General features: G+C 71.6%; 17 protein-coding genes and 1 tRNA gene. 9 read left to right on the top strand and 9 right to left on the bottom strand.

The window, feature by feature from the left end; genetic code table 11:
* Positions 1 to 230: 230 nt before the first annotated feature.
* Genes JMV16_RS09215 through JMV16_RS09190 form a run of 6 tightly spaced genes read left to right on the top strand, consistent with a single transcriptional unit; the run spans position 231 to position 5,605 of the window.
* Entirely contained in the window at positions 231 to 1,253 is a 1,023-nt protein-coding gene (locus JMV16_RS09215) for an AAA family ATPase (protein ID WP_201493955.1), read from the top strand.
* Positions 1,250 to 2,098, top strand: coding sequence for a DUF58 domain-containing protein (locus JMV16_RS09210; RefSeq protein ID WP_201493954.1), 849 nt, complete (start codon positions 1,250 to 1,252; stop codon positions 2,096 to 2,098). Before JMV16_RS09215 ends, JMV16_RS09210 begins: the two co-directional genes overlap by 4 nt.
* A 3-nt stretch (positions 2,099 to 2,101) precedes the next feature.
* On the top strand, positions 2,102 to 2,977 hold the full coding sequence (locus tag JMV16_RS09205; protein ID WP_201493953.1) for a hypothetical protein: 876 nt from the start codon (positions 2,102 to 2,104) through the stop codon (positions 2,975 to 2,977).
* Positions 2,974 to 4,008: a vWA domain-containing protein gene (locus JMV16_RS09200; protein ID WP_201493952.1), complete on the top strand. Its 1,035-nt coding sequence runs from the start codon at positions 2,974 to 2,976 to the stop codon at positions 4,006 to 4,008. Before JMV16_RS09205 ends, JMV16_RS09200 begins: the two co-directional genes overlap by 4 nt.
* Positions 4,005 to 4,571 carry an MxaK protein gene (locus JMV16_RS09195; RefSeq protein WP_201493951.1) on the top strand — a complete coding sequence of 189 codons (567 nt, stop codon included), beginning with the start codon at positions 4,005 to 4,007 and terminating at the stop codon, positions 4,569 to 4,571. The genes JMV16_RS09200 and JMV16_RS09195 overlap by 4 nt, the downstream gene beginning before the upstream one ends.
* Complete coding sequence (locus tag JMV16_RS09190; RefSeq protein WP_201493950.1) at positions 4,568 to 5,605, top strand: VWA domain-containing protein; 1,038 nt, start codon at positions 4,568 to 4,570, stop codon at positions 5,603 to 5,605. The genes JMV16_RS09195 and JMV16_RS09190 overlap by 4 nt, the downstream gene beginning before the upstream one ends.
* A gap of 41 nt (positions 5,606 to 5,646) precedes the next feature.
* Here the strand turns inward: JMV16_RS09190 and JMV16_RS09185 are convergent, their stop codons facing one another.
* From JMV16_RS09185 to JMV16_RS09160, 6 genes are all read right to left on the bottom strand, one after another.
* Positions 5,647 to 6,297, bottom strand: a complete 651-nt coding sequence (locus tag JMV16_RS09185; RefSeq protein ID WP_201493949.1) for a 50S ribosomal protein L25/general stress protein Ctc — start codon at positions 6,295 to 6,297, stop codon at positions 5,647 to 5,649.
* A 99-nt stretch (positions 6,298 to 6,396) separates the two neighbouring features.
* Positions 6,397 to 7,359, bottom strand: coding sequence for a ribose-phosphate pyrophosphokinase (locus tag JMV16_RS09180; protein WP_310737083.1), 963 nt, complete (start codon positions 7,357 to 7,359; stop codon positions 6,397 to 6,399).
* 59 nt (positions 7,360 to 7,418) lie between these two features.
* A tRNA-Gln gene (locus tag JMV16_RS09175) sits at positions 7,419 to 7,495 on the bottom strand.
* Positions 7,496 to 7,534: 39 nt separating this feature from the next.
* Positions 7,535 to 8,452, bottom strand: coding sequence for a 4-(cytidine 5'-diphospho)-2-C-methyl-D-erythritol kinase (ispE, locus tag JMV16_RS09170; RefSeq protein WP_201493948.1), 918 nt, complete (start codon positions 8,450 to 8,452; stop codon positions 7,535 to 7,537).
* Positions 8,453 to 8,456: 4 nt separating this feature from the next.
* Complete coding sequence (locus JMV16_RS09165) at positions 8,457 to 8,981, bottom strand: outer membrane lipoprotein LolB (RefSeq protein WP_236580427.1); 525 nt, start codon at positions 8,979 to 8,981, stop codon at positions 8,457 to 8,459.
* Entirely contained in the window at positions 8,978 to 10,786 is a 1,809-nt protein-coding gene (locus JMV16_RS09160) for a tetratricopeptide repeat protein (protein ID WP_201493947.1), read from the bottom strand. Before JMV16_RS09160 ends, JMV16_RS09165 begins: the two co-directional genes overlap by 4 nt.
* Before the next feature lie 44 nt (positions 10,787 to 10,830).
* Between JMV16_RS09160 and mutM the strand changes: the two genes are divergently transcribed.
* From mutM to mutY, 3 genes are all read left to right on the top strand, one after another.
* Complete coding sequence (mutM, locus tag JMV16_RS09155; RefSeq protein ID WP_201493946.1) at positions 10,831 to 11,676, top strand: bifunctional DNA-formamidopyrimidine glycosylase/DNA-(apurinic or apyrimidinic site) lyase; 846 nt, start codon at positions 10,831 to 10,833, stop codon at positions 11,674 to 11,676.
* Between the two features lie 100 nt (positions 11,677 to 11,776).
* Positions 11,777 to 13,768 (top strand): dynamin family protein, encoded by a 1,992-nt coding sequence (locus tag JMV16_RS09150; RefSeq protein WP_201493945.1) that lies wholly within the window; start codon positions 11,777 to 11,779, stop codon positions 13,766 to 13,768.
* Positions 13,765 to 14,823, top strand: a complete 1,059-nt coding sequence (mutY, locus tag JMV16_RS09145; protein ID WP_201493944.1) for an A/G-specific adenine glycosylase — start codon at positions 13,765 to 13,767, stop codon at positions 14,821 to 14,823. Before JMV16_RS09150 ends, mutY begins: the two co-directional genes overlap by 4 nt.
* Here mutY and JMV16_RS09140 read toward each other — a convergent pair whose 3' ends face one another.
* From JMV16_RS09140 to recN, 3 genes are read right to left on the bottom strand one after another with little or no spacing between them, the layout of a single operon-like run.
* On the bottom strand, positions 14,824 to 15,477 hold the full coding sequence (locus tag JMV16_RS09140) for an LON peptidase substrate-binding domain-containing protein (RefSeq protein WP_236580426.1): 654 nt from the start codon (positions 15,475 to 15,477) through the stop codon (positions 14,824 to 14,826).
* A 4-nt stretch (positions 15,478 to 15,481) separates the two neighbouring features.
* Positions 15,482 to 16,381, bottom strand: a complete 900-nt coding sequence (gene rapZ, locus JMV16_RS09135) for an RNase adapter RapZ (protein ID WP_236580425.1) — start codon at positions 16,379 to 16,381, stop codon at positions 15,482 to 15,484.
* Positions 16,378 to 18,036, bottom strand: coding sequence for a DNA repair protein RecN (gene recN, locus JMV16_RS09130; protein WP_201493942.1), 1,659 nt, complete (start codon positions 18,034 to 18,036; stop codon positions 16,378 to 16,380). The genes rapZ and recN overlap by 4 nt, the downstream gene beginning before the upstream one ends.
* Position 18,037 lies beyond the last annotated feature (1 nt).

The raw sequence follows: 18,037 nt of genomic DNA, 5'->3' as shown, positions 1-18,037 counted from the left end.
CATCCCCAAGATTTGGCGCAGAGTGTTCCAGCGCCTGCGCAACTGTGCGGCGGCGCGGGTGCGTGGCGCCTGCCGGGCCGCATCGGACCTCTTGGGGTTTGCGGGCGCCGGGGCTCGGGACTTGCTTTTTCCGCCCCGGGGCGGCGTGGGGCCGCCTCGCTTGTTCCATGGGCGTGACAGACTGCGCTCGACGGGTGCCGCCGGGGCGGCCCGCAGACCATCGGAGTGGCATGGACCGCGCTGACGCATTGCTGCAAGACTGGCGCCACCGCGCCCTGGCCCTGGAATCCGAGGTCGGCCGCGCCGTGCTGGGCCAGGCGCGTGCGATACGACTGGTGTGTACCGCCGTGTTCGCACGCGGCCATGTGCTGCTGCAGGGCGACGTGGGTGTCGGCAAGACCACGTTGCTGCGCGCCTTTGCGCATGTGCTGGGCGGCGCCTTTGCGCGCGCCGAGGGCACCATCGATCTGATGCCCAATGACCTGCTGTACTACACCCACATCGGCGCCGATGGCCGGCCCGCAGTAGACCCGGGCCCGCTGATCTGCCATGGCGAAGACCTCGCCATCTTCTTCTTCAACGAGATCAACCGCGCACGCCCGCAGGTGCACTCGCTGCTGCTGCGCGTGATGGCCGAGCGCAGTGTCTCGGCCTTCAACCGCGAGTTGCGCTTTCCGCACCTGCTGGTCTTTGCCGACCGCAACCGTGTCGAGCGTGAGGAGACCTTTGAGATTTCTTCAGCGGCGCGTGACCGCTTCATGCTTGAGATCACCATCGACCCGCCGGCCGGCGACGACGAACGGCGAGCGCTCATGTTCGATCCTCGATTCCACGATGCCGATCGCCTGGTGGCTGAACTGGCCGGCGGCGTGCTGGCCCACACCGAGTTGAATGCCGTGGCCGCGCAGATCCAGCGCAGCGTGCAGACCTCGACCACGCTGCAGAACTACGCGCTCGAACTGTGGCGGGCCACCGCCGAGCCGGGGGCCTTCGGCATCCGCCTGCCCGAGGTCGAAATGGATCAGCTGATGCTGGCCGGCGCCAGCCCGCGCGGCATGAGCATGCTGCTGCGCGCGGCGCGCGTGGCGGCCTGGTTGGATGGCCGCGACCACGCCACGCCCGCGGACCTGCAGGCCCTCTTCCACGAGGCCGTGGCCCACCGCCTGTGCCTGCAGCCGGTGTATGAGATGCGCCGCCAGGAGATCACCGCGGCCCTGGTGAAGGCCATTCTCGCGCGGGTGTCCGCGCCGTGATCAAGGAAGCCTGGTACCGCGTCGGCGGCCCGGTGCTGGGGCAGACCCCGGGCCGCCACCGCAGCCGGCGCGGCGACAGCGGCCTCGAGTTCCGCGGCCACGCCAGCCTGCTGGACGCGCCCGACCCGCGCCGGCTGGATCTGCACGCCAGCCTGCGCGACCCCTTCGGCGACTGGCGCGTGCGCCTGAACAGCCAGCGCCGGGCGGTGCCCGTGTGGGTGATGGCCGATCTCTCGGCTTCGATGGTCTACGCGGGCCGGCGGCGCAAGCCCGAGGTGCTGGCTGACCTGGTGGACAGCCTGGCACTCTCGGCCTGGCGCAGCGGCGACAGCTTTGGCTTCATAGGCTGCGACGCCCGCGTGCGCCCCGACTGGCTGCAACTGCCCACGCGTGCCCGCGGCGCCGGCCATGGCATTGCGCGGGCGCTGCGTGACTGGCAAGGGGCGGATGCCGATGCCGGCAGCGCCCAAGGCCTGCTGCAAGCCTGGCGCTGGCTCGGCCACCGCCGCGGCCTGGTCTTCCTGGTGTCCGATTTCCATCTGCCGCTGGAGATGGTGCGCGACGTGCTGGCCAGCCTCTCGGCCCACGAAGTGGTGCCGGTGGTGCTGTGGGACGCGCAGGAGTTCGAGCTGGGTCCGCCGCGCGGCCTGGCGCGCGTGTTCGACCCCGAAAGCGGGCGCCGTCGCCTGGTCTGGTGGCGGCCGGCGCTGCGCGAGCGCTGGCGCCAGGCGCTGCTCGAGCGGCGCGAGGCACTGCTTCAGCTCTTTGCGGCGCGGCGCCTGTCGCCTCTGTTCATCGAGGAGGGCTATGACGCCGACGCCCTCACCCGCCACTTTCTCGGCTGAGCGATGAAGGCCTGCTGCACCGGGTGGCTGGCCTTGGTCGCGGCCGCGGCCGTCCAGGCCCAGGTCGGGCCTTCGGCCAGCGTCGTCGAGCCGCGCGCCTTCGGCTACCTGGTGGGCGATGTGTTGCAGCGCCGGGTGACGGTGGACGTGCCGCCGGGCTGGGTGCTCGATCCGGAATCGCTGCCGCCGGTGCGGCGGCCGGGCCAGGCGCTGGAACTGCGCCGCCTGCGCTGGCAGGGCGGCCCCGAGTTGCTGCTGGAGTACCAGGTATTCCTGGCGCCGCGCGACGTGTACACGCTGGAAGCACCGCCGCTCAAGCTCCGCTTCCACGGCCCCGGCGGCGAGCGCGGCCTGCGCATCGATGCCTGGCCGGTGACGGTGGCGCCGCTGCTGCCGGCCGAGATCTCGCCCCGCACCGGCCTGGGTGACATGCGGCCCGATGCGCCGCCGCCGCTGTTCGACCTGGGGCCGGCGCAGCAGCGGCTGTCTGCCTATGCCGCGCTGCTGGCGCTGGCGGCGATCTACTTGCTGCACGTCTATGTCGGCCTGCCCTGGCTGGCGCGGCGCTCGCGGCCCTTTGGCAGGGCCTGGCGACCGCTGATGTTGGCGGTGATGACGCCCGACGTCGGCGGACAGCGCAGGGCCTTCGAAGAGATCCACCGGGCCCTCAATGCGACTGCCGGCGAGGCCTTGTTTGCAGCCGGACTGGAGCCCTTCCTGCACCGCCATCCGCACTTTGCCCCGCTGCGTCCTGATCTGACTGATTTCTTCCGGCGTTCGGAAGCCGGCTTCTTTGCCGGCCAATGGGGCGACGACAGCCGAGCCTGGCTGCTGGAACTGGGTCGCCGCTGCCGCAACCTGGAGCGAGGCAGCGCATGAGCTTCGACTCGCCACTGTGGCTGTTGCTGCTGCCGCTGGCGCTGTGGCCGCTGTGGGCCGAGCCGGGCCTGGCGCGGGCGAACGCCTGGGCCGCGACGCTGCCTCGCGACCGCCTCTCCGACGGGCTGGACCTGGCATTGCGTGCCGCGGCCGTGGTGGCGGTGGTGGCGCTGCTGATCGCCCTCGCCGGGCCGCATCGACCCGAGGTGGCGGTGGAGCGCGTCGGCCGCGGCGCCGAGATCGTGCTGGTGCTTGATCGCAGCCGCAGCATGGACGAGAGCTTTGCCGGCTCTCGCACCCCCCCGCCGGTCAAGGGCACGGGGCCGGAGGCGCTGGCCTACTACTCGACGCTGCGTGCCGCCGAGGCGCGCGAATCCAAGGGCAAGGTGGCGCGGCGCCTGCTGGCGGAATTCACCGCCCGCCGCCCGGATGACCGCTTCGGCATGATCGCCTTCAGCACGCTGCCGATACGCGTGCTCGGCTTCACCCAGAAGCCCGAGGCCATACAGGCCGCCATCAGCGCCGGCGACATCGGCCGCGGCCTGTCGGAAACCAATATCGCGTTCGCCCTGCAGGCCGCGCTGGACTACTTCGTCGACCGGCCCTACACCGGCTCGCGCATCCTGATGCTGGTATCCGACGGCGGCGACACCCTCGATGTCGATGCGCGCGAGCGCATCGCCGAGCTGGCGCGCCGGGTGCGGGTGGCGATCTACTGGCTCTACATCCGCTCGCCGCGCAGCCCGGGCCTGATGGCCGGCAGCGACGAGCCGCCGAGCAATGTCGACGCCGTGCCCGAGTATTTCCTGCACCGCTATTTCGGCTCGCTGGGCGTGCCCTACCGCGCCTACGAGGCCGAGAGCACTGACGCGCTGCAAAAGGCCATCGCCGATGTCGACCGGCTGGAGAACCTGCCCATCACCTATTTCGATACCCTGCCGCGGCGAGATCTCGCGCCCTGGGCCTATGGTGTGGCGCTGGCCGCGGTGCTGCTGCTGCTGGCGGCGCAACTGGCGGAGATCAGGTCTTGATCAAGCGCAGCCTCACCCGCGCCGTCTGGGCCCTGGCTGCGCTGCTGCTGCTGGCCCTGCTTGTCGATGCCGCCTGGCTGTGGCAGCTGCAGGGCTGGAACCGGCAGATCGCCGAAGGCCGACCAGATGCCTCTTCTGCGCGGCCCGAGCTGCGCTTCGCACGCGCCCATGCCCTGGCCGCCAGCGCGGCGCACGGCGCGGCCAGCGCCGCCCAGGTCGCCGACGAGGCCACGCTCAACCACTACCGCGCGCTGCAGGGCGACGAGGGCGCCCTGGGCCAGGCGGCACGCTACAACGGCGCCAACCTGCTGTTGCGCCAGGCCTTGGCCCTGCGCGAGAGCGCCCAGCCCGGCCAGGCCATCGCGCTGCTCGAGCTGGCCAAGGAGGGCTATCGCGAGCTGCTGCGACTCAATCCCCAGCATTGGGACGCCCGCTACAACCTCGCACGCGCCCAGCGCCTGCAGCCCGATCCGGTGGAGGAAGACCTCGAGCCGATGGCCGAGCCTCGCGCCGCCGAACGCGCCGCCACGACGATGCGCGCCCAGACCCTGGGGCTGCCTTGAAGCGCAAGCTCGCCCCGGCCCTGGCCGCCCTGCGCGGCGAGCGCGGCCTGCTCGTCGGCGCCGCCCTGGCCCTGGCCGCCAGCTTCTTGCGGCCCGAGGTGCCGCTGCAACGCGACTTGTTCGAGCATGTGGTCGTGCTCGACATCACGCAGAGCATGAACGTGGCCGACCAGCAGCTCGACGGCCGGCCCGCGTCCCGCCTGGCCGCGGCCAAGCACCACCTGCGCCTGGCCCTGCTGGGCCTGCCTTGCGGTTCGAAGCTGGGCTGGGCCGTGTTCACCGAATACCGCAGCTTCCTGCTGCTGGCGCCGGTGGAGGTCTGCACCCACCTGGGCGAGCTGCGCACCACCCTGGACGGCATCGACGGCCGCATGGCCTGGGTGGGCGGCAGCGAAATCGCCAAGGGCCTGCACAGCGCCCTCGTCGTCGCCAAGCAGCTGCCGCGCCAGCCGGCCCTGGTCTTCATCACCGACGGCCACGAGTCGCCGCCGCTCAACCGCCGTCATCGCCCGGCCTTCGACGACAAGCCGGGCGAGGCGCGCGGCTTCATCCTGGGCGTGGGCGAGATCAAGCCCTCGCCCATCCCCAAGACCGATCCCCAGGGCCGGCCGCTGGGCTATTGGCGCGGCGACGACGTGGCCCAGACCGACCCGCGCAGCCAGGGGCGCGGCGCCAGCGTGGGCGGCGAGCGCATGGTGGACGAGGGCGGCGGTGGCACTTCCGCGAGCGCGCTCGGGGCCACGCCGGGAACGGAGCACTTGTCGGGCCTGCGCGAACCCTATCTGCGCCTGCTGGCCGGCGAGCAGGGCCTGGGCTTCCAGCGCCTGGCCACGACCGAGGCACTGGTGGCCGCGCTCACCGCCCCGGCCCTGGCCCGCCCCGTGCCTGCGCGCGCCGATGTCCGCGTCGCGCTGGGCTTGCTGGCCCTGGTGCTGCTGCTGACCCGCTACCGTGGCGGCAAGCGCTGGCGCCGGCTGCGATGGCCCTGGCGGCCATGGAAAAGGCCGGCGAGGGCTGAGCCCCGGCCGGCCTGATCGAGAAGGTGCAAGGCGGGCGGACAGGCCGCCCGGCCGGCTTACTTCTGGTTCTGCTTCTCGTTCTTCTTGGGCTTCGCGCCCTTGCCCTTCTCAGGTGCGGTCACCACCACGGCGGGTGCGGCCTCTTCCTCGATCTTGGGCACGGTGACGGCGACGATCACCGGGTTCAGCGTGCCGTGCTTGACGGCCTTGATGCCCTCGGGCAGCTTCAGGTCGCTGGCGTGCAGGCTCTGGTTCTTGACCAGGCCCGATAGGTCGATGGTCACGAACTCGGGCAGCTGCGAGGCCAGGCATTCGATCTCGAGGTCGGTGCGCACATGGCTGACCAGGCAGTGGTCGGTCTTGACGGCCGGCGACAGATCTTCACCCGAGAAGTGCAGCGGCACCTTCTTGCGCAGCTTGGTGGTCTCGTCGATGCGCTGGAAGTCGACGTGCATCACCACCGGCTTCCAGGCGTGCATCTGGAAGTCGCGCAGCAGTACCTTCTCGGTCTTGCCGGCCAGTTCCATCTCGAGGATGGACGAGTGGAAGGCTTCCTTCTTGAGCGCGAAGAAGAGCGCGTTGTGATCGAGCTCGATCATCGAAGGCGTGCCCGCGCCGTAGACGATGCCCGGCACCTTGGCGGCGTTGCGCAGGCGGCGGCTCGCTCCGGTCCCCTGCAGCGTACGCTCGTAAGCGGTGAATTTCATGTGTGCTCCAACAGTTGGGGCGCCCGCGACCAGGCTGCCCGGGAAATGCGGGACGGGCCCGCAGGAAGGACAAGGACTCCGTGGGGAGCCTCGCCCGATTCAGAAATTGCTGTTCTGCTCGGCGAAGAGCGAGGTCACCGATTCGCCGTCGCTGATGCGGCGGATGGTCTCGGCGAAAAGGAAGGCCACCGAGAGCTGGCGGATCTTGCCGCAGGCGCGTGCGGCGTCCGACAGCGGGATGGTGTTGGTGATCACCACCTCGTCGATCTGCGATGACTTGATGCGCTCGACCGCAGGGCCCGAGAACACCGGGTGGGTGCAGTAGGCGTACACGCTGAGTGCGCCGCGCGCCTTCAGCACCTCGGCCGCCTTCACCAGGGTGCCGGCGGTGTCGATCATGTCGTCCATGATCACGCAGTTGCGGCCCTCGATCTCGCCGATGACGTGCATCACCTCGGAGACATTGGCCGCCGCGCGGCGCTTGTCGATGATGGCGAGGTCGCAGCCCAGCTGCTTGGCCAGCGCACGGGCGCGCACCACGCCGCCGACGTCGGGCGAGATCACCACCAGGTTGGGGTAGTCGCGGCTCTTGAGGTCGGACAGCAGCACCGGGCTGGCGTAGATGTTGTCGACCGGGATGTCGAAGAAGCCCTGGATCTGGTCGGCGTGCAGGTCCATGGTCAGCACGCGCTCGACGCCCACGGTCTCGAGCAGGTTGGCCACCACCTTGGCGCTGATGGGCACGCGCGTGCTGCGCGGCCGGCGGTCTTGACGGGCGTAGCCGAAGTAGGGGATCACCGCGGTGATGCGGCGTGCGCTGGCACGCTTGAGCGCATCGACCATGATGAGCAACTCCATCAGGTTCTCGTTGGTCGGCGAGCAGGTGGGCTGCATCACGAAGACATCGCGGGCGCGCACGTTCTGGCGCAGCTCGACGGTGACCTCGCCATCGGAGAAGCGGCCAACCGCTGCCTGGCCGAGTTCGACGCCCAGGTTGGACGCGATCTCCTGCGCCAGCACCGGGTTGGCATTGCCGGTGAACAGCAGGGTGTTGAACAGCACTTGGTGTCTCCGCGAGGGCGGCGCCGGGTCAGAAGCCGACCGCGGCGTCAAAAGATGTTTGGCAGGGGAGGAAGGACTCGAACCCTCGCATGTCGGAATCAAAATCCGATGCCTTGACCAACTTGGCGACTCCCCTACACAGGCCGTGGCACGAGGCCACTGCCCAAAAACCGTTTCAGCCCGCCCATCCGAACAGCGGATGCAGCGGCAGGCTGCGACACAACCTTCCCACCCAACCCGGCGGCAACTCGCCCGCCGGAAATGTCGCCCTGGGCGGGCCGGACATGCCGTTTCTCTCGACAACGCTTGCGAAGACCGCGCTGCCCGAGCCTGTCATGCGGCTGTTGCCGTATCGAGACTCCAACCATTGCGCGGCTTGCGCCACCTCGGGACATCGGTCTTCGGCGGGGGGTTGCAGGTCGTTGCGGCCAAAAAACGCGCCACCTTCTCCTGCATCCCACTCCGCGGGCAGAACCGAAATTCCTGCGTCGTCGAGTGAGCCCAAGAGTATAGCGGGTTCGGTGTCGCGCCGCAGCATGGGGTGGCTGAAAATTTCTGCGGTGGGCAGCGAAGCGGCCGGCTTGACGACGGCGTAGTCGCGCTGCGGCAACGCAAGCGGGGTCAGGCGCTCGCCGATGCCTTCGACGAAGGCGTTGTGGCCGGCTATGAAGAAGGGCACGTCGGCGCCCAGGGTCAGGCCGATCTCGGCCAGGCGCTGGCGCGGCAGGCCCAGGCCCCAGAGGCGGTTCAGCGCCAGCAGCGTGGTCGCCGCGTCGGAGCTGCCGCCGCCCATGCCGGCCCCGGCGGGCACGCACTTGGCAATCGAGATGTCGGCGCCCAGCGTGCTGCCGCTGATGGCCTGCAACGCGCGTGCGGCGCGCAGGCACAAGTCTTCCTGCGGCAACGGGTCGCCCAGGTCGTGGCGGGCGAGAAGGCCGTCGTCGCGGCGCTCGAAGTGCAGGGTGTCGGCCCAGTCTATGAGCACAAAGGGCGACTGCAGCAGATGGTAGCCATCGGCGCGGCGCCCGATGACGTGCAGGAAGAGGTTGAGCTTGGCCGGTGCCGGCACATCGTAGAGGGTGCGCAAGGCCATGGCTTCAGGGCTCCCGGGGATCGAGCTTGACGCGCACCACCACCGCCGGCGCCGCTTCGCGGCGGGCCTCGATCCAGCCTTCGGCAAGGCGCGCCAGGCTGACGCGCCAGCCCAGTTGTTCAAAGCCCGCATCCACGGCACGGTGCGGCGCGTCGGGCCAGGGCCGGCCGGCCAGCCAGTCGGCCAGGGCGGCCAGTGGCAGGGCCTCGCCGAGGGCCTCGCGCGACAGCACTTCCAGGCTGGCGAAGCGGCGCTCGCCGTCGCTGGTGGTGAGCAGCGCCTCGCCCGGCGCCCAGCGCGCCGTGGCCATGCGCGTGCCCAGCGGGGTGGACAGGCGCAACTCGCCGCTGCTGGCGCCGCCGCGCAACTCGAAGGCACTGCCGACGCTGCGCGGGCCGGCATCCTCGCTGGCCTCGATGCGCACGCTCATGCGGCCGCTGGTCCAGCCCGGCTGCGGGGTGGGGGGCGTGCTGGCGCAGGCCGCGAGCAGAGCCGCCGTGATGAGCGGCGCGCCGCTGCGGCCGATCACAGGTCGACGTGCAGGCGGGCCAGGGTCTCGCGCAGCACGTCGTTGGTGGCGTCGCGGCTGTTGGCCTCGCGCCAGACGCGGCGCGCTTCCTCGCGTTCGCCTGTGGCCCACAGCACCTCGCCCAGGTGGGCCGCGATCTCGGTGTCGGGCCGCGCCTTGTAGGCCGAGCGCAGCAGGCGCACGGCTTCGGCGTGGTTGCCGAGGCGGAACTCGACCCAGCCCAGGCTGTCGGTGATGAAGGGGTCGCCGGGCGCCAGCTCGAGCGCGCGCTGCACCAGCTCACGCGCCTCGGGCAGGCGCTGCCGGCGGTCGGCCAGCGAGTAGCCCAGCGCATTGTGGGCGTGGGCGTTGTCGGGCTTGATGGCGATGACGCGGCGCAGCAGGCGCTCCATGTCGTCGAGCTTCTCGAGCTTCTCGGCCATCATGGCCTGCTCGTAGATGAGGTCGGCGTCGTCGATGAAGCGCTGCGAGGCGCTGGCCAGCACGTCGTAGGCCTCGCGCCAGCGCTTGACATCGCGCAGCACCGCGGCTTCGGCCACCAGCTTGGCGCGGGCGTCGTCGCCGCGCCGCTCGGGCACGCGCTGGATCAGCTCGCGCGCCTGCGCAAGCTTGCCCTGGCGCGCCAGGATGGAGGCACGCCGGCTCTGCACCTCGAGCGCGCGCTGCGGGTCGTCGACCTTGGCCAGCCAGGATTCGGCTGCCTTGTAGTCGCCGCGGTCCTGTGCCGCCTGCGACAACATCAGCCATGCCTGCACGGCGCCGTTCTCGGGGCGGTGAGCGCCGTCGTCATCGTCATCGCCCTCGGCGGCTGACGGAGTTTCGGCTGCCGGCTGGCGCTGGGCCAGGTCGAGGTAGCGCAGCAGCGCCGCCTCGCCCTCCTTGAACTGCTTGAGTTCGAGGTGGATGGCGCCCAGCGACAGGTAGGGAGCGGCCACTTCGGGTTGGCGGCGGGTGGCCACTTGCAACTGGGCCGCCGCATCGGCATAGCGCTGGGCGCTGGTGAGCAGGCGCACATAGGCCATGCGCAGCGCTGGCTCGGCGTCGTCGCGAGCCAGGTAGTCGAGCGCCAGGGCTTCGGCCTGGGGGCGCTCGCGCACCAGTTCCAGTGCCAGCAGCGCGACGCCGGGGGCGGCCGGGTCCAGCGACTGCGCCTCGCGCGCCAGTTCGAGTGCGCGTGCCGGGTCGCGCGCTTCGAGCCAGGCGCGGCCCAGGGACAGGCGCACGGCGACACGGGTCTCGGGCGCGGCACGATAGGGTTCGAACGCAGCCTCGAGCAGGCGCGCGATCTGGGCCGGATCACTGCTGCGCTGCAGGAAGCGGGGCAGGGCGCCAATGAGGCCGGGGCGCTCGGCGGCCGACGTGATGGCGAGCAGCGCCTTCAGCGGCTCGGGCAGGGCGTCGGCGCGGTTGAGCAGCAGCAACACCTGCACCTGCATGCGCACCGCGTCCACCGAGGCCGGCAGCATCTGGCGCCAGGCCTTGGTGGCATTGAGCGCCTGTTCGCCGGCACGCGCCTGCAGCGCAATGTCGACGACGCGGCGGTACAGGCCGTCGTCGCGCGAGCGGCGCGCGGCGTCGAGCAGCCATTCGTAGGCCGTGGCGGCGTCGCCCTGGTTGAGCGACATCTCGCCCACCAGCATCTGGTAGAGCAACTGGTCGTTGAGGACCGAATTGGCAGCGGGCGCCGCGGCGTCGGGCTTGGCAGGGGCGCCGACGCGCTGGGCCTGCGCCGCGGGCAGCGCGAGCAGGGCGGGCGCCGCGGTCAAGAAGGCCAGCGCAAAGCGCCAGCAGCGGCGTTGGGACATCAAGGCTCCCCTGGGATGAAAAGGCATTCTCACATAATGGCCTCATGCCCGAACTCCCCGAAGTCGAGGTCACGCGCAGGGGCATCGCCGGGCCCCTGCTGGGCGCGAAGGTGCTGGCGCTGCGCCTGGGCAAGCCGCTGCGCTGGCCGCTGGGACGCGAGCCGCAGGCCCTTGCTGGCGCGGCGGTGGGCGCGGTCGTGGGTGAGGTCGCGCGGCGCGGCAAGTACCTGTGGCTGCCGCTCCTGCATGCCGACGCGGCCAGCGATGGCGGGCTGCTGCTGCACCTGGGCATGTCGGGCTCGCTGGCGCTGCTGGACGCGCCGCCGCCGCCCGGGCCGCACGACCATTTCGATCTTGTCACCGACCGCGGCACGCTGCGCCTGAACGACCCGCGGCGCTTCGGTGCCGTGCTGTGGTCGGCCGCCCTCGATGTGCCGCCTGCGGCCACCCTGCTGGCGCGGCTGGGCCCCGAGCCCTTCGACGCCGCGCTCACCGATGCGGGTTTTCACGCTGCGCTGCAGCTGCGCAGCGCGCCGATCAAGGCCGTGTTGCTGGCGGGCGAGGTCGTCGTCGGCGCCGGCAACATCTACGCCTGCGAGGCCTTGCATGCCGCCGCCATCCACCCGGCCCTGCGCGCCGACCGCATCAGCCGGCCGCGTGCTGCGCGCCTGCTGGCGGCGCTGCGCGCCACCCTGGCACGCGCGCTGGAACTGGGCGGTTCGACGTTGCGCGACTTCAGCGATGTGCATGGTGCGGCCGGCACCTTCCAGGCCGTGGCCGCGGTCTATGGCCGCGCGGGCCTGCCCTGTTTGCGCTGCGGGGGCACCGTGCAACGCCGCGTGCAGGCGCAACGCTCGACCTATTTCTGTGCGGGTTGTCAGCGCAGGTAACAGAAACGGAATGCGGCGAATTTCACGCAAAGCGGGTCGGTGCCGCTGCGCTAGGATGGAACGCTGCGGACCCCCGCGGAGATTCCCTGCGGATTAAGCCATGCCCAGCCCGACCCCGAGCCGTATCGCCCAGAGCCTGGAAGCCCTGGCCTCCTGGCGTGCTTCGCTCGATCGCCATGTCGTGCAGCTCGGCCGCGCGCTGCAGGAGCAGGACTTGCTCGACGATGCCGATACCGCGTCGCTGGCCGCGCTGCGCGACCGCCTCTCTGCCGAGACCCTGACCGTCGCCTTCGTGGCCGAGTTCTCGCGAGGCAAGTCGGAGCTGATCAACGCCATCTTCTTCGCCGATGCCGGAGGCCGCGTGCTGCCGGCCACGCCGGGCCGCACCACGATGTGCCCGGTGGAGCTGCGCTACGAGCGCGAGATGGCGCCGCAGCTGATGCTGCTGCCCATTGAAACGCGGCTGCGCGGGCTGGCGCTGGCTGAACTGAGGCCGCGGCCCGAGCACTGGCATGTGGTGCCGCTGGACCCGGCCGAGCCCCAGACCCTGGTGCAGGCCCTGACCGCGGTGACCCGCACCCAGCGCGTCAGCGTGCAGCAGGCCACGGCGCTGGGTTTCTGGGACGAGTCCCAGCCCGACGACAACCCGCCCCAGGGCGCCGATGGCAGTGTCGAGGTGCCGGCCTGGCGCCACGCCGTCATCAACTACCCCCACCCACTGCTGCAGCGCGGCCTGGTCATCATCGACACGCCGGGCCTCAATGCCATCGGCGCCGAGCCCGAGCTGACGCTGGGCCTGCTGCCCTCGGCCCATGCGGTGGTCTTCGTGCTGGCGGCCGACACCGGGGTCAGCAAATCCGACCTGACGATCTGGCGCGAGCACCTGAGCCAGACCAGCCTCGAGCGCTTTGTCGTGCTCAACAAGATTGATGCGCTCTTCGATCCATTGCTCACGCCTGACCAGGTCCAGGCGCAGATCGAGCACCAGCGCGAAGGCGCGGCGCTGACGCTGGGCGTGCCGCTGTCGCGCGTGTTCGCGCTCTCGGCGCGCGATGCGCTCACGGCGCGGCTCGAAGGCCATGCTGCGGGGCTGGTGGCCAGCCGCCTGCCGGCGCTGGAAGAAGCGCTGGCGGCCGACCTGCTGCCGCATCGTCAAGAGCTGCTGGTGCATTCGGTGGTGGGTGTGGTGGAGCAGTTGCGCCACGGCGCCAGCCGGCGGCTGACCGACCGCCGCCGCCAGCAGGCCGAGCAATTGCTCGAGCTGCGCGGGCTGCGCGGCAAGAGTGCGACCAAGCTGCGCATGATGATCGAGCGTGTCGACAACGAGGTCGCCGATTTCGAGCGCTGCATGTCGCGCCTGGCGGCCTTGCGCGCGGTGCAGGCCAAGATCCTGCGCACGCTGCTGGCGCTGCTTTCCAGCGACGTGCTGCGCACCGAGGTGGCGGCCATGCATTCGTCGCTGGGCTCGCGCCCCTTCATCCTGGGCGGCCGCGGCGTCTTCGAGACGCTGATGAAGCGTCTGGGCGCCGCGCTCGACAACGCCGCCCACCAGGCCGAGGAAATGCGGCAGATGCTCGAGGCGAGTTTCGTGCAGCTCAACACCGAGTTCGGCTTCGCCTTCGCGCTGGGCCCCGTGCCCTCGCTGCACAGCTTCCGCGGCGAGATCGAGCTCATCGAGCAGAGCTATGGCCGCTACCTCGGCTTCAGCCAGGCCTGGCGCATGGCGGCGCCGGGCTTTGCCGAGCAGTTCCGGCGCATGCTGCTGTCCAAGCTGCGCGTGGTGTTCGAGAACGCCGCCGGCGAGTTGGAGATGTGGAGCAAGGCTGCGCAAGGCCAGGTCGAGATGCAGTTGCGCGAGCGGCGCAAGAGCTTCTCGCGCCGGCGCGATGCGCTCAAGCGCGTGCAGGCGGCGGCCGGCGGGCTTGAGTTGCGCATCGCCGAGGTGCAGGCCCAGGACGACCATCTGCGCCAGTTGCAGGGCCGCCTCGATGCCATCGCCGCCGATGCCATTGCCAATGCGCGCGACATGGCCTGGGAGGCCGACGATTCCGCCGTGGCCCCCCGCGTGGCCGCGGTGCGCAACGCCGCGTGAGCCGGGCCTCGGCGCCGCACCGCGCCCCCGACATCGCCACCCGCGTGGTGGCCTGGCAGCGCCATCACGGCCGCCACGACCTGCCTTGGCAGGGTACGCGCGACCCTTTCCGTGTCTGGCTGTCCGAGGTCATGCTGCAGCAGACCCAGGTGGCCACGGTGCGCAGCTATTACGCGCGCTTCCTGCAGCGTTTCCCCGATGTGCGGGCGCTGGCGGCGGCGCCGCTGGACGAGGTGCTGGCCCTGTGGAGCGGACTGGGCTACTACAGCCGGGCGCGCAACCTCCACCGCTGCGCCCAAGTCGTGGTGGCCGAGCACGGCGGCGCCTTTCCGGCCACACGCGACGGCCTGGCGCAACTGCCCGGCATCGGCGAATCGACAGCCGCCGCCATCGCCGCCTTCTGCTTCGACGAGCGCGTGGCCATCCTCGACGGCAACGTCAAGCGCGTGCTGGCACGGGCACTTGGCTTCGAGGGCGACCTGGCCAGCGCCGTTGAACAGCGCCGGCTGTGGGATCGCGCCCAGGCGCTGCTGCCACCAGCGCCGCAGATGGTGGCTTACACCCAAGGCCTGATGGACCTGGGCGCCAGCGTCTGCAGCGCGCGGCGGCCGGATTGCGAGCGCTGCCCGCTGGCCGCGGACTGCGTCGCGCACGCCAGTGGCAGCCCCGAGCGGCTGCCCCTCAAGTCGCGCCGGCTCAAGCGCGGCCAGCGTCGCCACGCGCTGCTGTGGCTGCGCCGCGGCGGGCGGGTCTGGCTGGTGCAACGCCCGGCGCCGGGGGTCTGGGCCGGGCTTTGGAGCCTGCCGCAGTACGAGTCATCCGAGGCTCTGGCGGCGGCCGTTGCCGGCTGGCCCGGCCAGGGCGAGTGGTTACCCGAGCTGCAGCACGCGCTGACCCATTTCGACTGGACGCTGGCACCGCTGCAATGGCAGTGGCCGGCGCGCGCTGCGGCACCGGCCGCGCTGGGCGACGGCCGCTGGGTGACGCGCGACGAGGCCCTGGCCCTGGGCCTGGCGGCGCCGATCCGGCGCCTGCTCGAAAGCGCGGCTGACTGATCAGCCGACCACGACCTTCTTGTCGCGCAGGAAGCCGTCCACCAGGCTCAGCCTCAGCACCGGGTCTTCCAGCTCCATCAGCTTCTGCTTGGCCGCCAGCGGCACCGGCAGCAGCTCGCACCAGCGGTTGGCCACCCAGCCGGCGTCGTCCAGCCGGTAGGGCTCTGCAAAGGGCGTGCGCTGGAGGCCGCGCAGCTTGCGTATGGCCTCGGCCAGCGCGGTGACCGTGGCCAGCATGGCCACGCCGGGCAGGCGCGGCGGGTCGTCGGCCAGGGGCTCGACCGGCGCCACCCAGAGGCCGTTGTCGCGCCGCTGCGCCTGCCCGCGCAGGCGGAAGCGTTGGCCGCCGTGGCAGCGCAGGCGCAGGATGCCGGCCTGCTCGGCGTCGGCCTCTTCGATGTGGGCCAGGGTGCCGGTGGCTTCGAGCGCCACCGCCTGGCCGCCGACCTCGGCGCCGGCCTGCAGGCAGACCACGCCAAAGGGTTGCCGCGTGCGCAGGCAGTCGGCGACGAGGTCGAGGTAGCGCGCCTCGAAGACCTTGAGCCCCAGCAGCGCGCCAGGAAACAGCACCAGGCGCAGCGGAAACAGCGGCAGCGGGTCGGGCCAACCGGCAGCCGGTGCGGCGCCCTTGGCGCGCTTGGGATTGCCTCTCAAGCCTTCAGCCCTTGGCGTCCAGTTCGCGGTGGCGCACCAGGGTCGCATGGCGGCCCTCGAAGCGGCGCGCCAGCCATTCGACGCTGTAGACCGAGCGGTGCTGGCCGCCGGTGCAGCCTATGGCCACCGTGAGGTAGCTGCGTTGGTCGTCCTCGAAGGAGGGCAGCCAGCGCGTCAGGAACTGCTCGATCTGGGCCAGCATCTCGCGCACCTCGGGCTGGGCCTCGAGGAAGGCGGCCACCGGCGCATCGCGGCCGGTCAGCGGGCGCAGTTCGCGCACGTAGTACGGATTGGGCAGCACGCGCACGTCGAACACGAAGTCGGCGTCCAGCGGCACGCCGTGCTTGAAGGCGAAGGATTCGAAGACCAGGGTCAACGCGGCGTCGCGCGCACCCACCAGCGAGCGCACCCAGCTGCGCAGCAGCGCCGGGCGCAACTGGCTGGTGTCGATCACGGTGGAGACCTCGCGCAGGTCGGCCAGCAGCGCGCGTTCCAGCTCGATGGCGTCGATCAGCGCGCGGGAGGCGTCTTCGCCGGCCGGCTGGGTGGTGAGAGGATGCGGGCGCCGCGTCTCGGAAAAGCGGCGCACCAGGGCGTCGGTGCTGGCGTCGAGGAAGATGGGCCGGATGCGCACGCCCTCGCTGCGCAGCTCGTCGATGAGCGGCACCAGCACCGGCAGCGAGTTCGCCGTGCGCACGTCCACGGCGGCCGCCACGCGGTGGGCAAAGCGCTCGTGCTCGAGGCGGATGAAGTCGCGCAGCAGCTCCGGCGGCAGGTTGTCGACGCAGAAATAGCCGGCGTCTTCCAACGCATGCAGGGCCACCGACTTGCCCGAGCCCGAGATGCCGGTGACGAGGATGACCTCGTCGCGGTGCGGGCCGTCGAGGGCCATCCACTCGCTCATCGACAGCCGTCCGAACGGGTGCCGAGCAGGGCCTGGGCGTGGGCCGTGCCCGACAGCGTCTCGCCGCCCAGCATGCGCGCGATCTCGCCGACGCGGGCCTCGCCCTCGACCGCGCGCACGTCCGACACCGTCTGGCGTCCGCGCAGCGCCTTGCTGACGAGGAAGTGGTGGTCGGCGCAGGCGGCCACCTGGGCCAGGTGGGTGACGGCCAGCACCTGGCTCGAGCCGCCGAGCTGCTTCATCAGCCGGCCCACGCTGTCGGCCACGGTGCCGCCGACGCCGGCGTCGATCTCGTCGAAGATCAGCGTCGATGTCTGCGCCGCGCCGCCGCCTGACGTCGTCACCGCGATAGCCAGGGCCAGGCGCGACAGCTCGCCGCCCGAGGCGACCTTGGCCAGCGCGCGAGGCGTGCTGCCGGCGTGGCCGGCGACGCGGAATTCGGCGGCTTCCAGGCCAAAGGCCTGGGGCGTGTCTTGCGGCAGCAGCGCCACCTCGAAACGGCCGCCGGCCATGCCCAGCTGCTGCATGGCCTGGGTGACGGCGGCGGCCAGCCGGGGTGCGGCCTTGCGGCGCAGCCGTGACAGCACCTCGGCCTCCTTGCGCCAGGCGGCTTCGGCGCGTGCCGCAGCGGCTTCCAGTGCCGCCAGGTCGGCCGAGGCCTCGATGCCGGCCAGCTCGGAGCGCCAGCCTTCCAGCAGGGCCGGCAGCTCGGCTGGCTGGCGCCGGTAGCGCCGCGCCAGCGCCACCCACTGGCCCAGCCGCTGGTCGAGCGCGTCCAGGCGTTCGGGGTCGGGTTCGCGCCGGCCCAGGTAGGCGTGCAGGCTGTGCGCCGCGTCCTCGGCCTGGGCCTGGGCAGCGCGCAGCACTTCGGCCACCGTGCCCAGCTCGGCGTCATAGGCCTGCACCGCTTCGAGCGCATCGATGGCGCGCGCCAGCTTCACGGTGGCAGCGTCGTCGTCTTCCGACACCGCCAGCCGCGCGGCGCGGGCCCCGTCCAGCAGGGCCTGGCCGTGGGCCAGCCGCTGGTGCTCGGCGTTGATCTGCTCCCACTCGCCGGTGGCGGGGGCGAGCTTGTCGAGTTCAGCAATCTGCCAGGCCAGCCGCTCGCGCTCGCGCGCCAGCGTCTCCTGGCGGCCTCGCGCGTCCTCCAACCGCGCGGTGGCCTGGCGCCAGGCCTGCCAGGCGGCGGCCAGCGCTGCGGTGTCGGCGCCGGCCTGGGCGTCGAGCAGGGCGCGCACGGCGAGGGGCCGCGTCAGGCTCTGCCAGGCGTGCTGGCCGTGGATTTCGACCAGGTGTTCGGACGCCTCGCGCAGCTGCGCCAGGGTGGCCGGGCTGCCGTTGATCCAGGCGCGGCTCTTGCCTTGCGCATCGACGGCGCGCCGCAGCAGCAGCGTCTCGTCGGCGGCGAAGCCAGCCTCGTCCAGCCAGGGGCGCAGTGCCGGCGGGGTATCGAACTCGGCGCTGACCTCGGCGCGCGCCGCGCCCTCGCGCACCAGGCCGGCGTCGGCGCGATTTCCCAGGGCCAGCTGCAGGGCGTCGACCAGGATGGACTTGCCGGCCCCGGTCTCGCCGGTCAGCACGGTGAAGCCGGCGCCGAGATCGACCTCGAGCTCGGCGACGATGACCACATCCCGCAGCGTGAGCCGGCGCAGCATG

It is taken from the genome of Rubrivivax sp. A210, from assembly GCF_904426505.1.
In the GTDB taxonomy this organism is placed as follows: Bacteria; Pseudomonadota; Gammaproteobacteria; order Burkholderiales; family Burkholderiaceae_C; genus Rubrivivax.
Note: the sequence above shows the minus strand (reverse complement) of the source record. Positions and strands in the feature narration are given on the sequence as shown.

Excerpts from the sequence above, each read along its gene's own strand:
- mutM (WP_201493946.1), top strand. The coding sequence starts at position 10,831 with ATGCCCGAACTCCCCGAAGTCGAGGTCACGCGCAGGGGCATCGCCGGG.
- JMV16_RS09150 (WP_201493945.1), top strand. The coding sequence starts at position 11,777 with ATGCCCAGCCCGACCCCGAGCCGTATCGCCCAGAGCCTGGAAGCCCTG.
- recN (WP_201493942.1), bottom strand. The coding sequence starts at position 18,036 with ATGCTGCGCCGGCTCACGCTGCGGGATGTGGTCATCGTCGCCGAGCTC.
- JMV16_RS09215 (WP_201493955.1), top strand. The coding sequence starts at position 231 with ATGGACCGCGCTGACGCATTGCTGCAAGACTGGCGCCACCGCGCCCTG.
- JMV16_RS09185 (WP_201493949.1), bottom strand. The coding sequence starts at position 6,297 with ATGAAATTCACCGCTTACGAGCGTACGCTGCAGGGGACCGGAGCGAGC.
- JMV16_RS09200 (WP_201493952.1), top strand. The coding sequence starts at position 2,974 with ATGAGCTTCGACTCGCCACTGTGGCTGTTGCTGCTGCCGCTGGCGCTG.
- JMV16_RS09205 (WP_201493953.1), top strand. The coding sequence starts at position 2,102 with ATGAAGGCCTGCTGCACCGGGTGGCTGGCCTTGGTCGCGGCCGCGGCC.
- ispE (WP_201493948.1), bottom strand. The coding sequence starts at position 8,452 with ATGGCCTTGCGCACCCTCTACGATGTGCCGGCACCGGCCAAGCTCAAC.
- rapZ (WP_236580425.1), bottom strand. The coding sequence starts at position 16,381 with ATGAGCGAGTGGATGGCCCTCGACGGCCCGCACCGCGACGAGGTCATC.
- JMV16_RS09160 (WP_201493947.1), bottom strand. The coding sequence starts at position 10,786 with ATGTCCCAACGCCGCTGCTGGCGCTTTGCGCTGGCCTTCTTGACCGCG.